Source organism: Arthrobacter sp. TE12232 (genome assembly GCF_054062615.1).
Genome location: NZ_JBSSFK010000001.1, coordinates 3072809 through 3086802, shown reverse-complemented (window position 1 = coordinate 3086802; position 13994 = coordinate 3072809). Strand labels below are relative to the sequence as shown.

Sequence of the window (13994 nt, the reverse complement as noted above, 5' to 3'; positions counted from 1 at the left end):
CACGTCACACAACGCGACGGCATCCGGTTCCGGACAGGCAACGCCCTACCCTTGACAGGTGACTTTGACTCGAATCCGCACCGCCGCCGCGAGCTCCTTCGCCGCCGCAGGTCTCCTGTTTGCCCTCGCCGCCTGTTCGACGCCGGCCGCCACCCAGCCCACCTCCTCTGCACCGGCTTCCCCGGCAGCAACTTCCTCCAGCGCCGCCTCCGAGCCCTGCACCGGAGTGAAGGTCATCACCGATTCGGGCGCCCTGAAGCAGGCTGCCGCTGACACGTCCGTTTGCGTTCCCGTGGACGCGCCGACCCTCGCTTCCAAGGTGCTCGAAGATGCAAAGGTGAAGATCGAGGGCACTGCCGCATATCCCAAGGAACTGGTGTGCCGTGTGAACGGTGTACCCGCCGCAGACTTCGACATCGCCCACAAGGGCGGCACGTACCGGGAAGATTGCAGCAAGATGCCCGCCGCCTTTGCCTACTGGGCTCTCTGGGTCAAGCCGGCCTCTGGCGCCTGGGCATACGCGCAGGAAGGCCTCGGCACCCTGAAGGTCAGCCCGGGAGAGAGCCTGGAACTGCTCTTCACGGTCGACGACGCACCGGCCGCACCCGCAGCATGACCTTTCGACCCGCGCCGTTACGCGCAGCGGCGGCTCTCGCCGCCGTCTTCATCGCGGCGCGGGTCCTCTACCGCATTCTCTTCAACGGGGCGGGCATCGGTGAACCCGTCCTGCTGAACATGCCGCCGGTGCCGCTGCCTGCCCCGTATGCCCATGTGGTCCTCCTGGGCCCGGTAACGGCACCCGGCCTGTGGGCGGCGGTCCTGTCCGCCCTGCCGATCGCCGGAATGATCCTCGGCTTCGGCATGCTCAACGCCTGGGTGGACGTGGCCCGCGGCTTCCGGCACCTGGCCCGCGGCGGCCCCCTGCAGGGCACGGCCCGGACGCTTGTGGTGGCTTGGGCGGCGCTCCCGGCACTCTCCGACGCCGTAACCTCCGTACGCCTGGCTTTTCGATTGCGGGGCGAACGCTTCGGACCCCGCACCCTTGTTCCCGTGCTCGAGCGCACCCTCGAGCACGCCGGACGGGTGGCCGCGGCCCTGGAGTTACGCGGCTTCGGCAGCCGGGCACCACACCAACCCGCCCCCGGCGCCGAAGCGCCGGTTCTGATCCCGGACGCACAATTCCGCATTGGTGACACGCAGGTGCGCGTCACCGGGTTCACGCCGTCGAGCGGGTCAATGACGGTCATTACCGGGCCGACGGGCTCCGGCAAGTCCACGATCCTGCGAGGTATCGCGGGCCTCCTCTCCCACGTTGACGGTGGAGACATTTCCGGCACGCTGCACGTCGCCGGAACGGACCGTGCCGCCACGCCGCCGCGCGATACCGCCCGCCTCGTCGGCGTAGTGTTGCAGAATCCCCGCGCCGCATTCGCCACCACCCGGGTCCGGGACGAAATCTCCCTCGCACTTGAGCTGCGCGGCGTGGCTTCCGGTGTCGCCAAGGCCCGGGTGCTGGAGGTCGCGGAGCGCATCGGAGTGTCGGCGCTGCTGGACCGGAATGTCAGCACCCTCTCGGCGGGTGAGGCAACGCTCGTAGCCATCGCCGCCGCGGTGGTGGACCATCCGGTCCTGCTCCTGGTTGACGAGCCCCTGGCCGACCTTGACACCTCAGCACGCGGACGCGTCATCGCCGTCCTCGACGCCCTCGCCCGCGACGGGGATGTCTGCGTCATCGTGGCGGAGCACCGGGCGGACTCGCTCGTACCCGTTGCCGACTCGTGGTGGACCATTTACGAGGGCACGTTGGTGCCCGGTGTCGCGCCGTCCGCTTCGGCCCCGGCTGCTGCCTACCCAATGCCCGTTCCGGAAACGGGGCATGCACCCGTACTTACTGCGACAAACCTCGCGGTGCACCGCGAGGGCAAGCCGCTGGTGCGCGACGCATCCCTGGCCCTGCACCGCGGTGAAGTGGTCGCCCTGGTGGGGCCGAACGGGGCCGGGAAGTCGTCCCTCCTCGTGGCGCTCGCCCTGGGGGAAGGCACGCCCGGTGAAATCACAGTCGGCGGCGGCCGCGTCGCCCTTGTGCCGGACGCCTCCGACGACCTCTTCACGAGGGACACCGTCGCGGCAGAGCTTGGAGCGGCGGAACGACGGCGGGACCGGGCGTCCCGTCGTTCCAACCGTCGCCGCCCGGGTAGTGACCAGCTTCCGCCAAGGCCGGCGGAATCGCGCCTGGCACGCCTGCGGGGAGACGTCCGGATGCCCATTGGACACGAGCATCCGCGGGATCTCTCTGCCGGGGAGCGCAGGATCCTTGCCATCGCGCTGCAGACCACGGACGACCCGCAGGTACTCCTGATCGACGAGCCGACCCGCGGGCTCGATTACGAGGCACGCACAGCGGTCGCGGCGGCGCTCCGGGCCGCAGCGGACGACGGCGCGGCGGTCCTGATCGCCACCCACGACCTCGACTTTGCCCGCGGCCTCGGCGCCCGGATCCTCCCGATGCGCGACGGCGTCGCCCCATCATTCGTGACAGAAGCCGCCCCGGCCAGTGTCCCCACAACACAAAGCAGCACAGCACAACGCACCGCAGAACCACGGTTCATCGACCCACGGCCGGACAGTCCGGGTGCGGCAGCAAGAGTCCGCCACATCCGGATGCCGCGGGGCGTGGAGTTCGCAATTCTCGCAGCCGCAAACCTTCTTGCCCTGGCAGCGTTCTGCTGGCCTTTGCTCGCCGCTGCCCTCCCGGAGGATGCCGCCGCGGCCCTCCCCTACGCGGCACTGGCCATCGCGCCGCTCGCCGCCGTCGCCGTCGTGGTGTCGCTCGACGGCTCGGTCCGCTCCGCGCATACGGTGGCGTTGCTCGGCGTGCTGGCCGCCATTGGCTCGGCGGTGCGGGTGGCGAGCACCGGCGTCGGCGGTGTGGAGGCGGTCTTTATCCTGCTGATCCTGGCCGGCCGCGCCTTCGGTGCCCGTTTCGGCCTGCTCCTCGGCGCCGCCACCATCGCCGTGTCCAGCGTCCTGTGGGGTGGCATCGGGCCCTGGTCACCGTTCCAGATCTTCGCCTGCGCGTGGGTGGGCGCCGGGGCGGGCCTGCTCCCCCGCAGGGTGCGGGGCAAAGCCGAGCTATGGATGCTGTGCGGCTACGGGGCCCTGGCGTCCTACGCGTTCGGCCTGCTGACCAATCTGTGGTTCTGGCCCTTCGCGGTGGGTGCCGGCACCGGCATTTCCTACGTGCCCGGCGCGCCGCTGGCCACCAACCTCAGCAGCTTCCTGCTTTACACGCTCCTGACCTCGACCGCCGGATGGGACACCTTGCGTGCCATCACGACGATCATCGGAATCACCCTGGTGGGGCGGGCCATTCTCGCCGCACTCCGGCGGGTGAAGCCGGTCTCCACCGCGGGCAGGCGGGCCGCAGAGGCCCACCCCGCCCAGGAAACGGACCGGCTACAGCTCGGGGTCTGAGGACACCGCTGGGACACCCGCCCTGCACGCTGTCCCTGACCTATCGCCGGAACCTCAAGACGCTACTCGCGAACCTCGATGTTGGGGTGGTTCTCTGTGACCCACTTGGCCATCCGGCGATTCCGTGCAGCGATGAACTCCAGCGTGGCCTCCCGGTACGTCACGTAGTCCGCCGGTACCCCGGAAGGCTCAAAGCCCTCAAAGGGCACGAAGAACCGAATGTCTTTGTAGTCGGGCGTCACTAGGTCTTGCAGGTGGAAGAAGTCCACAAACTCCACGAACCCATCAAAGAGCTCGAAGAAGTCTTTGTAGGCGTTGATGACATCGGCAAGCGGGCTCTCCGGTTCTCCCGCGTAGTGGCGCCGGATGCACTCAAGGGTGAGGTCCATGCGGTCAGCGATCGAGTGGCGAAGCCCCCGGGCCTGGTTCATCGTGGGTTTGTCCTTCGCCCTGACAGGCCAAATCATCGCACTGCCAATGGTGTACGGCGGGTAGAGGTAGCGAGCCCGCTGCTCCTCGTTCAGACCGGACATCGCGTCAGCCAGGGATTTCGGGTTTGACCGGCCGGTGTAGGAGCTGGTGATGGCATCGCTGCCGTAGCAATGCCTCGCCCCGGAGTCGTCGGTATAGATGAGGTACTCGTTCCAGCGGGCCGCGGATGCGCTCGGGGCGAAAAGGGCGCCGGAGTTCAGCCTCTTGGTCCACAGCAGCTCATGGTCCGCCCGGAGCCTCACGCTGTTCGCGTCTGGGTCGCCCAGGCCGCCGGATTTGCCCCGCTTGGCCTTCCGAGACTCGTCGGTCTTGTAGTCGAATGACGTATCGAAAACGCGCATGGTGGCAGTGTATGCGCAGGTCAAGACATTTTGACGGTTTCAGACCAAATAACGTCGAAGTACCAGCTCACACCTTGAAGTACTTCGCCTCCGGGTGGTGGAATACGAACGCGTCGGTGGACTGTTCCGGGTGCAGCATCAGCTCATCGCTGAGGACCACGCCCATCCGCTCGGGACGCAGCAGTTCCGTCACCTTGCGGCGGTCCTCCATGTCCGGGCACGCGGGGTAGCCGAGCGAGAACCGCGCACCGCGGTAGTCAAGCTTGAACAGCCCTGTCTTGTCCTTCGGTTCCTCGGAAGCGAAGCCAAGCTCCGAGCGGATGCGCGCATGCCAGAACTCCGCGAGCGCCTCGGTGAGCTGCATAACCAGGCCGTTTAGTTCGTAGTAGTCGCGGTAGTGGTTTCCTTTGAACAGCTCGCCAGTCACCTCGTCGATCTTGGAGCCGGCGGTGACCAGCTGCACCGGCAGCACGTCGATCTGTCCCGATTCGCGCGAGCGGACGAAGTCGGCGAGGCACAGGTGCCGGTCGCGGCGCTGGCGCGGGAAGTCGAAGCGCAGCCGCTCGGTGCCGATCGGGCCGCCTGAGCCGCCGTCGGGGGCGAGCAGTCCCGCGGTGCCGAGGACGCCGTCGCGGTCCTCCCCGTGGTGCAGTACCACGACCTGTTCCCCCTCGGAGACCACCGGAAAATAGCCGTACGCGACGGACGCGTCAAGCATTCCCTCGCCGAGGATTCGGTCCAGCCAGTACCGCAGGCGCGGCCGACCCTCGCGTTCCACCAGTTCCTCATAGGAGGCGCCGTCCTCGCCGCGGCCGGGCTTGAGCCCCCACTGCCCCATGAAGGTCGCGCGTTCGTCGAGGAAAGTAGCGTAGTCGTGGAGCGCGACGCCGCGCACAATGCGCGTGCCCCAGAACGGCGGCGAAGGCACGTGATTGTCGGAGGCGACGTCGGACCGGCCGGGCATCGCCTCCGGCTCGGTCACCGTGAACTTCGGGCCGCCTTTATGGATCCGCTTCTTCAGCGGCGGAAGGCCGACGGCGTCCGGGTCGGCGCCGCGGGCCACCTGCACCAGGGGCTCCATGAGTGCCAGGCCCTCAAAGGCGTCCTTGGCGTACCGGACGGTTCCTTCAAACTGCTCCGCCAGGTCCTGCTCCACGTAGGCGCGAGTCAGGGCTGCGCCGCCGAGGATGATTGGCCATTTCCTCGCGAGCCCCCGGGACTGCAGTTCGGCGAGGTTTTCCTTCATCACCACGGTGGACTTCACCAGCAGGCCGGACATGCCGATCACGTCCGCGTTGTGCTCCTCGGCTGCGGCCATGATCTCGGCGATCCCCTGCTTGATGCCGATGTTGATCACCTTGTAGCCGTTGTTGGTGAGGATGATGTCCACCAGGTTCTTGCCGATGTCGTGCACATCGCCGCGCACGGTGGCGATCACCATGGTGCCCTTGCCGGAGGAATCCGACTTCTCCATGTGCGGCTCGAGCAGGGCAACCGCATTCTTCATCACCTCGGCGGACTGCAGCACGAAGGGCAGCTGCATCTCGCCGGCGCCGAAGCGTTCGCCAACCACCTTCATGCCTTCGAGCAGCTGGTCGTTGATGATGCCCAGCGGGGTCATGCCTTCGGCGCGCGCCAGGTCGAGGTCCTCTTCGAGGCCCTTGCCTTCGCCGTCGATGATGCGCCGCTGCAGGCGTTCGCCGGTGGGCAGCGCGGCGAGTTCAGCGGCGCGCTGGTCCTTGAGCGCTGCGGTGTCGACGCCGGCGAACAGGTCCAGCATGCTGTTCAGGGGGTCGTACGTGACATTGCCGTCGGCGTCGTATTCGCGGCGGTCCCAGACGAGGTCCAGCGCCACCTTGCGCTGCTCTTCCGGCAGCGACGCGAGCGGCACAATCTTGGCGGCGTCAATGATGCCGCTGGTCAGGCCCGCCTGCACGGCCTCGTGCAGGAACACCGAGTTCAGGGCCATGCGCGCTGCCGGGTTCAGGCCAAAGGACACGTTGGAGACGCCGAGAGTGGTCTGGATGCCGGGATATTTCGTGGTGATCTGGCGGATGGCCTCGATCGTTTCGATGCCGTCCCGGCGGGTTTCTTCCTGGCCGGTGGCGATGGGGAAGGTCAGGCAGTCGACGATGATGTCCTCGACGCGCATGCCCCATTCGCCCACCAGGGCGTCGACGAGGCGCGAGGCGATGGCCACCTTGCCCTCGGTGGTGCGTGCCTGGCCGTGCTCGTCGATGGTCAAGGCGATCACGGCGGTGCCGTGTTCCTTCACGAGCGGCATGATGCGCGCGAAGCGGCTGTCCGGGCCGTCGCCGTCCTCGTAGTTGACGGAGTTGACCACCGGGCGTCCGCCGATGAGTTCGAGCCCGGCCTGCAGGACGGGTGGTTCGGTGGAGTCGATGACCAACGGGAGGGTGGAGGCCGACGCGAAACGTGAGACGACCTCCTTGATGTCGGCCACGCCATCGCGCCCCACGTAGTCAATGCACACATCGAGCAGGTGAGCGCCGACGCGGACCTGCTCGCGGGCGATATCGACGCAATCGTCCCAACGCTCGTCGAGCATTGCCTGGCGGAACGCCTTCGAACCGTTCGCGTTGGTGCGCTCGCCAATCGCGAGGTACGCAGACTCTTGGTCGAACGGCACATGATGGTAGAGGGACGCGATGCCGGCTTCACGCTCGGTGGGAACGCGGCTGCCGTCGGCGCCCCTCCCGCCGCTGGTGACAGCGACGGTGGCGCGCAAGGGCGCAAGACGCTCGACGACGGCGGCCATGTGCTCCGGCGTCGTACCGCAACATCCGCCCACGAGGCCCAGACCGAATTCCCGCACGAACTGCTCGTGCGCGGTGGCGAGTTCGGTGGGCGAGAGGGGGTAGTGCGCGCCGTTGGCACCAAGGACGGGCAGGCCGGCGTTGGGCATGCAGGCGATGGCTACGGTGGACTGCTTGGAGAGGTGGCGCAGGTGCTCGCTCATCTCATCCGGCCCGGTGGCGCAGTTGAGGCCAATGGCGTCGACGCCGAGCGGTTCGAGGGCGGTGAGCGCGGCGCCGATCTCGGAGCCCATCAACATGGTTCCGGTGGTTTCGACGGTCACCTCGACGAAGATCGGGAGCCGGATGCCCCGGGTGACGATCGCCTGCTTGCAGCCGTTGACCGCGGCTTTGGTCTGCAGGAGGTCCTGGCTGGTCTCGATGAGGAAGGCGTCCGCTCCCCCGTCGATGAGGCCCTCGGCCTGCAGCGCGAAGGACTGTTTGAGGTAGTCGTAGCTGGTGTGGCCGAGGCTGGGGAGCTTGGTGCCCGGCCCCATCGAGCCCAGTACCCACCGCATCCGCCCGTCTGTTTTTTCTGCCGCTTCGGCACGGTCCCGGGCGATCTCCGCGCCCTTCCGGGCGAGCTCTTCGATCCGGTCGTCGATGCCGTAGTCGGAGAGGTTGGACCAGTTCGCGCCGAAGGTGTTGGTTTCGACCGCATCGACACCCACGGCGAAGTACGCGTCATGAATGTCCGCGAGGACATCCGGACGCGTCGCATTGAGGATCTCGTTGCAGCCTTCAAGGCCCAGAAAGTCGTCCTCGAGCGACAGCTCACGCCCCTGCAGCATGGTGCCCATCGCCCCATCGGCAATGACGACCCGGTGGTTCACTGCATCCAGCAGCGCCTGGGAACGGACGGGGCGGGGGACGGACTCAATATCAAGCGCAAAACGAGGCATCTAAACAGACTACGGGCGGGGCAGTATGCAGGGCGCTGTATTTCCATGTACTACGACGGCGGGGGCCGCCTTCCTGAGACCTTCGAGTCACGACACGGGCCCGATCAGTCAGGAAGGGCCTCACTTTCGTAGACTCGATGGAGATCCGACCCGTCTCCTCTGTAGAGACAAGCCCGCCACAGGAAGAGCCATCGATGAAGATTGTCGTTCTAGTAAAGGAGGTCCCCGATACCTACGGGGACCGAAAACTGAACCTGGAAACAGGCCTCGCCGATCGGGAAGCCAGCGAGGCAGTCATTGATGAGATCGGTGAGCGGTCCTTGGAGCTGGCACTGACGTACGCCGACGCGCACGAGGGCACCGAGGTCGCAGTCCTCTCCCTCGCTCCCGAGGGTGCGACGGCAACGATCCGCAAGGGGCTTGCGATGGGCGCGGGGAGCGCCATCCACGTCTCTGACGAGGCGCTCCGGGGTGCGGATCTGGGACTTACCGCCGAAACTCTCGCAGCAGCGATCCGTCGCGCCGGGTTTGACCTCGTGATCACCGGCAACGTCTCCACCGACGGATCCGGCGGGATGATTCCCGCGATGCTCGCAGAATTGCTCGACGTGCCGCACGCTACCGGCCTCAGCTCCGTGGAAATCAGCGACGGCGCGGTGTCCGGCACCAGGTCCGTTGAATCCGGCGTGCAGAAGGTGTCAGCGAACCTGCCCGCGGTGATTTCCATTACCGAGGCGCTTCCCGGCGCACGCTTCCCGAACTTTAAAGGAATCATGGCCGCGAAGAAGAAACCCCTTGAGGTGCTTACCCTCGCAGACCTCGGGATCACAGCCGACAACCCGGAGGCGGCGCGTTCGATCATGCTGACCATTGCAGAGAAGCCCCCGCACGCGGCGGGCGTAAAGATCATTGACGAGGGTGACGCCGGCGAGAAGCTCGCTGATTTCCTTGTCGAAAACCGACTGGCTTAGGGAGAAACGACATGACTGAATTCCCTCCTGACGCCATCCTCGTCGTCGTCGAAACCCGGGCAACCGGTGAACTCGAGAAGGCAGCACCCGGACTCTTCGGCGCTGCCGCTGCGGTCGGCACGCCCATCGCCTTGGTTCTTGCCGCACCCGGCGGCGGCAGCGCCGCCGCCGCGGAGGCCGCGGGCCTGGGTGCCGCGCACGTATTGATCGCGGAAACTCCGGATCCTTCCGTGCTCGGAGTACCGGGCGTTGACGCCCTTGCCGCCGCCGCGGAGCAGGTGCAGCCGGACGCGATCCTGATTTCGCATTCTCTGAACGGGCGCGACCTCGCCGGCCGCTACGCTGCCCGCACGCGTGCAGCGGTTTCTGCCGATGCGGTCGGTGTGTCCCGTGATGACGAGGGCGTCGTCGCCCACCACTCCGTCTACGGCGGTGCCTACAACGTGACGTCATCGTCCACGTTTGGGGCGCCGGTAATCACGGTTCGCCAGGGCTCCATCGATGCGCGGGCTGCGGCTCAGCCGGAAGCCTCGGAGACCTTGGCCGTGACGCGCTCCGAGAAGCCGGCCGCGCGGATCGACTCGTTCGAGGAGGCGGTTGCCGCCACCTCGCGGCCGGAGCTGCGTGGTGCCGCGAAGGTTGTCGCGGGTGGTCGCGGCCTCGGGTCGAAGGAACAGTTCGCACTGGTCGAACAGCTCGCCGATGCGCTCGGTGCTGCCGTTGGTGCTTCGCGTGCCGCAGTGGATGCGGGCTACATCCCGCAGTCGCAGCAGGTCGGCCAGACCGGGGTTTCGGTGTCATCGCAGTTGTATATCGCGCTGGGCATTTCCGGCGCGATTCAGCACCGGGCCGGCATGCAGACGGCGAAGACGATCGTCGCCGTCAACAAGGATTCAGACGCGCCGATCTTCGAGATCGCCGACTTTGGTGTGGTCGGCGACCTCTTCAAGGTCGTGCCGCAGCTCATCAGCGCGCTTGAGGCTCGGAAGAAGTAGTCATGGCAACTTTTTCTCGGTCTGTTCGGCGGGGCCTGCCGCGCGTCGAAGGTGGTGAGCCCTGGCCCGCAGCAGGGCAGGCGCCCGCACGCATTATGTCGGCAGGAGCGGCGGCCCGGTCCGCGCCTGTTTTCGGGGAGGGATCGGTCACCGCCGCGCCCTCCGCCCCCGCACCCTCCGCCCCCGGTGCTGCCGCTGCCCGGGAAACGGCACCGGGTGCGACGGCGGTGTCCGCTCCGGTCCCGGCCGCGAACTCCGGCGCCGCTGTGGCGCGGCCGCTTCGCCGCGGCCTGCCGCGCGTGCCGGGCGGCGAGCCGTGGCCGCCCGCGGGCGAGGCTCCGGTGTCAGCGGGGGCTCGGTCCGGGGCTCCCGCCGCAGGCGCCACGCCCGCGCCGGTCACAGATGTTGCTGCGGCTGCGGCTGCGGCTGCAATAGCGGCAGCAGTAGCGGCAGAGGCGGCGGCAGCAGCAGTAGCGACGGCGCCGACGTCGACGGCGCTTCCAGCTGTTCCGGCCACCGCACCCGCCGCACCCGCGGCAGTGACGCTGGGAACCACTTCGCTGCGTCGCGGGCTTCCCCGCGTCCCCGGTGGCGAACCGTGGCCGCCGGCTGGACTCGCTCCGGCGGTCGCTGCCGCCCCTGCGGCGCAGGCCGTTCCCGAACACGTTGCCCAGACCCCGGCCCCGGCCGCCAGCGTGGTGGAGGCCGTTGCCGAGGCGGAGCCCTCAGCCACGGCGACTGCGCCCGCGGCCACAACCCCGCCGGAAGCGGTGGCACACGCCGTCGTCGCCCCGGCGGCACAGCCCGTCGTCGCCGCTGAAAAGCCCGTCAGGCCAAAAACCGAGGCCAGGCTCTACGGGTCGCGTACCCGGGGCCAGTGGATCAAGCTCGTCGTGCTCCTCGCGGTCGGCGCCGTGGCCGCCGCAGGGATTCTTGTGCTCGCCGCGCGCGGCGTGACGACGCTGCCGGGCGTGCCGGAGTTCCTTGAGAGGTACCCGGGCGCGTATCCCCTGCCCGACACGATGGAGCCCGGCTTCCCCTGGTGGGCGCAGTGGGCGCACTTCTTTAACATCTTCCTGATGGTGCTCATCATTCGCTCCGGCTATCAGGTGCGCACTCAGCAGAAGCCGCCGGCGTTCTGGACGCCGAAGCGCGGTGGCAAGAAGATCAGCATCAACCTGTGGCTGCACCAGTCGCTCGACATTTTGTGGCTTGTCAACGGACTCATCTTTGTGGTGCTGCTGTTTGCCTCGGGACGCTGGATGCGAATCGTCCCGACCAGCTGGGAGGCGGTCCCAAACGCACTCTCCGCGCTCCTGCAGTACATGACACTCGACTGGCCCGTTGAGAGCGGCTGGGTGAACTACAACAGCCTGCAGCAGATCATGTACTTCGTCGTGGTGTTCATTGCGGCCCCGCTGGCGGCGATCACGGGTGTGCGCATGAGCGAGTTCTGGCCGAAGGACGCGAAGAGGCTGAACAAGATCTACCCGGTGGAGGTTGCGCGCGCCATTCACTTCCCGACCATGCTGTTTTTTGTGCTGTTCATTCTCATCCACGTGTTCCTGGTGTTCGCGACCGGCGCGCTGCGCAACCTGAACCACATGTTCGGCGGCACCGACGTGGTGAACTGGGTCGGGTTTTGGCTCTTCGCGGCCGCAATCGCCATCACCGCGGCCGGGTGGTACGCCGCCCGCCCGCTCATCATCGCGCCAATCGCGAAGCTGTTCGGGCAGGTGAGCAGCCGCTAAGTTTCACCGGGCCGAATTGCCCGTTCAGGTGCCCAGCAGACGGCGTTCGTGGGCGAAGGCGACCAGCTGCAGCCGGGTTCGGAGCTCCAGTTTGTCCAGCACGCTGCGCAGGTGGGTTTTGATGGTTGCTTCGGAGACGAACAGGCTCTCCGCCATTTCGCCATTGCTGAGGCCTTTGGCCGCGAGCAGGAAGACGTCCCGCTCCCGCGCGGACAGGACGTTGAGGACCGACAGGTCCGGGCCCGCCGCGGGAGCACTGCGGGCCGCATGTTCAAACAGAGAGTGGATGGATCCTGGCGCGATGACCGAATACCCGGAGTGAACAGTGCGGATGGCTGCCAGGAGGAACTCCGGTTCCGCGCTCTTGAGGAGATACCCGCTGGCTCCGGCCTGCACTGCCTGGACCACGGCCTGATCCCGGTTGAAGGTGGTCAGTGCGATGATTCTTGGCTTGTCGGTGCCCGCAGCATCGGCGCGCTGCACAATCCGCCGGGTGGCCTCGACGCCATCCATGACCGGCATACGCAGGTCCATCAGCATGACGTCCGGACGACGTTCGCTTGCCAGGGCTACCGCCTGTTCCCCATCGTTCGCCTCTCCGGAGAGTTCCATGTCCTCCTGGCTCTCTATGAGCATCCGGATTCCTGCACGGAACAGAGGCTGGTCATCCACCAGGGCGACGGCGATGAGCGCCCCGGCATCAGCCACGGTCGTGCACTTCCCGGGCAATCGCTGCTTGCTGCAGTCCGATTGCGGCGAGCAGCGGCTGGGCTTCCGCATCCGCGATTTCCGTGAGGGAGCCCCCGGCTTCAGCGCAGGCTGTATCGTCCGCTTCTCTCGCTTCCCGGGTTCCGTAGGGGACGAAGACCGTCACACGGAAGTGTTCGCCGTCCGGGCCGGCCGTGAGCCAGCCGCCGGCCAGATGGGCGCGTTCGCGCATGCCGGGAAGTCCCCGCCCGCCCCGGGAGGAGGACGGATCGCCGGCGCCTGCTTGGCCGGGGTCTAGCGCCGAGGCCACGTGCAGGGTCAGGCCCGGGCCGCTCCAGTCAAAGTGGAGCCGCACGTCCGTGCCGCGCCCGCCATGTTTAAGCGCATTGGTCAGGCATTCCTGGACGATCCGGTAGACCGCCATCTGCTGGCCAGTTGAAAGTTCCACGGATGTTCCCGACTCGCTGCGGTGGACCTTCAAACTGCCGCGCTGCATCCCTTCGATGAGAGCCGGAATGTCGCTAAGTCGCGGCTGGGGCGTCACCATGCCGTCATCACAGACTCCCTCGATGACGCGTTGGGCGTCCACCAATGCGCTGCGGGCTGACCGGGCGATGGTGTCCAGGGCGTTGAGGACAGCTTTAGGCTGGTCCTTGCTCAGGTATCGGGTTCCGTCGGCTTGGGCGGCGATGACTGCCAGGGAATGGGCGAGGACGTCGTGCAGGTCCCGGGCGATGCGCGTCCGTTCCCGCTCCACAATCAGGTCGATCTCGGTTTCCTTCAGGCTGCTCTGCGCCAGCTCCCGTGCCCGGAACAGGCTGCCCCGTTCCTGGTACAGCGCCAACAGAAGTCCGACCGCGGCGCAGGATCCGGCTATCAACAGGAGGAGTGCAAATAGCTGCCAGCCGTAGTCCTGAAGCATCCAGCGGTCGCCGGCGTACGCAGGACGGTACCAGCCGACGCCGTTGCCGTACCTCCACGAGAGCATCAGGAACGCCATGATGGCAGCTGCGACCACGTTGGCGCCCGCAGCGATATAGCGCAGCCGCTGCGGTGCGGTCCACAAGATGAAGCCAAGAGCGACAAAGGAGCCCAGATAGATGGCCCAGTGGTTGGAAGCCATCGGCGGCAGTGCATGGCTTAGCTGTCCGGCAAGGAGTGCAACCGTGAACCCGAGGGACACCAGCGGCTTCCAGGAAGCTGTCGCAATGGCCAAGGTCATCAGCACCAGGGGCCAAGTTCCAGGCCAGCTGTCCAGACCCGTGTTGCTCACCCCGTACCCACCGGTCGGGCCCATTCGGCCGGCCTCGGCCACACACCACAGGGAGAAGAAGATGACGGCCGCCACGAGGGCGCCCCAATGCCGGACATATTTCAGAACTGGTTCCATGCCAGTCACCATATCCACGGCAATCACGCGCTTCTCTCCATTTGGCTGAGATCTCAACCTAAAAGCCAGAGGATTCATTCTTTGAGCCAGAAACTAGCTGCTACTGGCCACACGATACTTCCGTTCGGCGGTGAAAGGGGAGGAGCATTCGGGC

General features: G+C 67.0%; 9 protein-coding genes. 5 read left to right on the top strand and 4 right to left on the bottom strand.

Features of this window, described 5'->3' with window-relative positions:
• The first annotated feature begins 58 nt into the window (after positions 1 to 58).
• Positions 59 to 616, top strand: coding sequence for a hypothetical protein (locus ACVWZ7_RS13685; protein ID WP_456508174.1), 558 nt, complete (start codon positions 59 to 61; stop codon positions 614 to 616).
• Positions 613 to 3474: an ATP-binding cassette domain-containing protein gene (locus ACVWZ7_RS13680; RefSeq protein ID WP_456508173.1), complete on the top strand. Its 2862-nt coding sequence runs from the start codon at positions 613 to 615 to the stop codon at positions 3472 to 3474. The genes ACVWZ7_RS13685 and ACVWZ7_RS13680 overlap by 4 nt, the downstream gene beginning before the upstream one ends.
• A gap of 62 nt (positions 3475 to 3536) precedes the next feature.
• Here the strand turns inward: ACVWZ7_RS13680 and ACVWZ7_RS13675 are convergent, their stop codons facing one another.
• Together ACVWZ7_RS13675 and metH are read right to left on the bottom strand one after the other, a co-directional pair.
• A complete protein-coding gene (locus tag ACVWZ7_RS13675) occupies positions 3537 to 4307 on the bottom strand; it encodes a DUF6994 family protein (RefSeq protein ID WP_456508172.1) in 771 nt (256 codons plus the stop codon).
• Positions 4308 to 4374: 67 nt separating this feature from the next.
• Entirely contained in the window at positions 4375 to 8025 is a 3651-nt protein-coding gene (metH, locus tag ACVWZ7_RS13670) for a methionine synthase (protein WP_456508171.1), read from the bottom strand.
• A 194-nt stretch (positions 8026 to 8219) separates the two neighbouring features.
• Here metH and ACVWZ7_RS13665 point away from each other — a divergent pair, with 194 nt between their 5' ends.
• Genes ACVWZ7_RS13665 through ACVWZ7_RS13655 form a run of 3 tightly spaced genes read left to right on the top strand, consistent with a single transcriptional unit; the run spans position 8220 to position 11742 of the window.
• Positions 8220 to 8996, top strand: coding sequence for an electron transfer flavoprotein subunit beta/FixA family protein (locus ACVWZ7_RS13665; RefSeq protein ID WP_456508170.1), 777 nt, complete (start codon positions 8220 to 8222; stop codon positions 8994 to 8996).
• A gap of 11 nt (positions 8997 to 9007) precedes the next feature.
• Complete coding sequence (locus ACVWZ7_RS13660) at positions 9008 to 9991, top strand: electron transfer flavoprotein subunit alpha/FixB family protein (protein WP_456508169.1); 984 nt, start codon at positions 9008 to 9010, stop codon at positions 9989 to 9991.
• A gap of 2 nt (positions 9992 to 9993) precedes the next feature.
• A complete protein-coding gene (locus tag ACVWZ7_RS13655; RefSeq protein WP_456508168.1) occupies positions 9994 to 11742 on the top strand; it encodes a cytochrome b/b6 domain-containing protein in 1749 nt (582 codons plus the stop codon).
• 24 nt (positions 11743 to 11766) lie between these two features.
• Here the strand turns inward: ACVWZ7_RS13655 and ACVWZ7_RS13650 are convergent, their stop codons facing one another.
• Both ACVWZ7_RS13650 and ACVWZ7_RS13645 read right to left on the bottom strand, forming a co-directional pair.
• On the bottom strand, positions 11767 to 12450 hold the full coding sequence (locus tag ACVWZ7_RS13650) for a response regulator (RefSeq protein ID WP_456508167.1): 684 nt from the start codon (positions 12448 to 12450) through the stop codon (positions 11767 to 11769).
• Complete coding sequence (locus ACVWZ7_RS13645; RefSeq protein ID WP_456508166.1) at positions 12443 to 13840, bottom strand: sensor histidine kinase; 1398 nt, start codon at positions 13838 to 13840, stop codon at positions 12443 to 12445. The genes ACVWZ7_RS13650 and ACVWZ7_RS13645 overlap by 8 nt, the downstream gene beginning before the upstream one ends.
• Positions 13841 to 13994 lie beyond the last annotated feature (154 nt).

What these genes read in the sequence shown, in the direction of transcription:
- ACVWZ7_RS13675 (WP_456508172.1), bottom strand. Translation starts at nt 4,307, where the DNA reads ATGCGCGTTTTCGATACGTCATTCGACTACAAGACCGACGAGTCTCGG.
- metH (WP_456508171.1), bottom strand. Translation starts at nt 8,025, where the DNA reads ATGCCTCGTTTTGCGCTTGATATTGAGTCCGTCCCCCGCCCCGTCCGT.
- ACVWZ7_RS13680 (WP_456508173.1), top strand. Translation starts at nt 613, where the DNA reads ATGACCTTTCGACCCGCGCCGTTACGCGCAGCGGCGGCTCTCGCCGCC.
- ACVWZ7_RS13665 (WP_456508170.1), top strand. Translation starts at nt 8,220, where the DNA reads ATGAAGATTGTCGTTCTAGTAAAGGAGGTCCCCGATACCTACGGGGAC.
- ACVWZ7_RS13660 (WP_456508169.1), top strand. Translation starts at nt 9,008, where the DNA reads ATGACTGAATTCCCTCCTGACGCCATCCTCGTCGTCGTCGAAACCCGG.
- ACVWZ7_RS13655 (WP_456508168.1), top strand. Translation starts at nt 9,994, where the DNA reads ATGGCAACTTTTTCTCGGTCTGTTCGGCGGGGCCTGCCGCGCGTCGAA.
- ACVWZ7_RS13645 (WP_456508166.1), bottom strand. Translation starts at nt 13,840, where the DNA reads ATGGAACCAGTTCTGAAATATGTCCGGCATTGGGGCGCCCTCGTGGCG.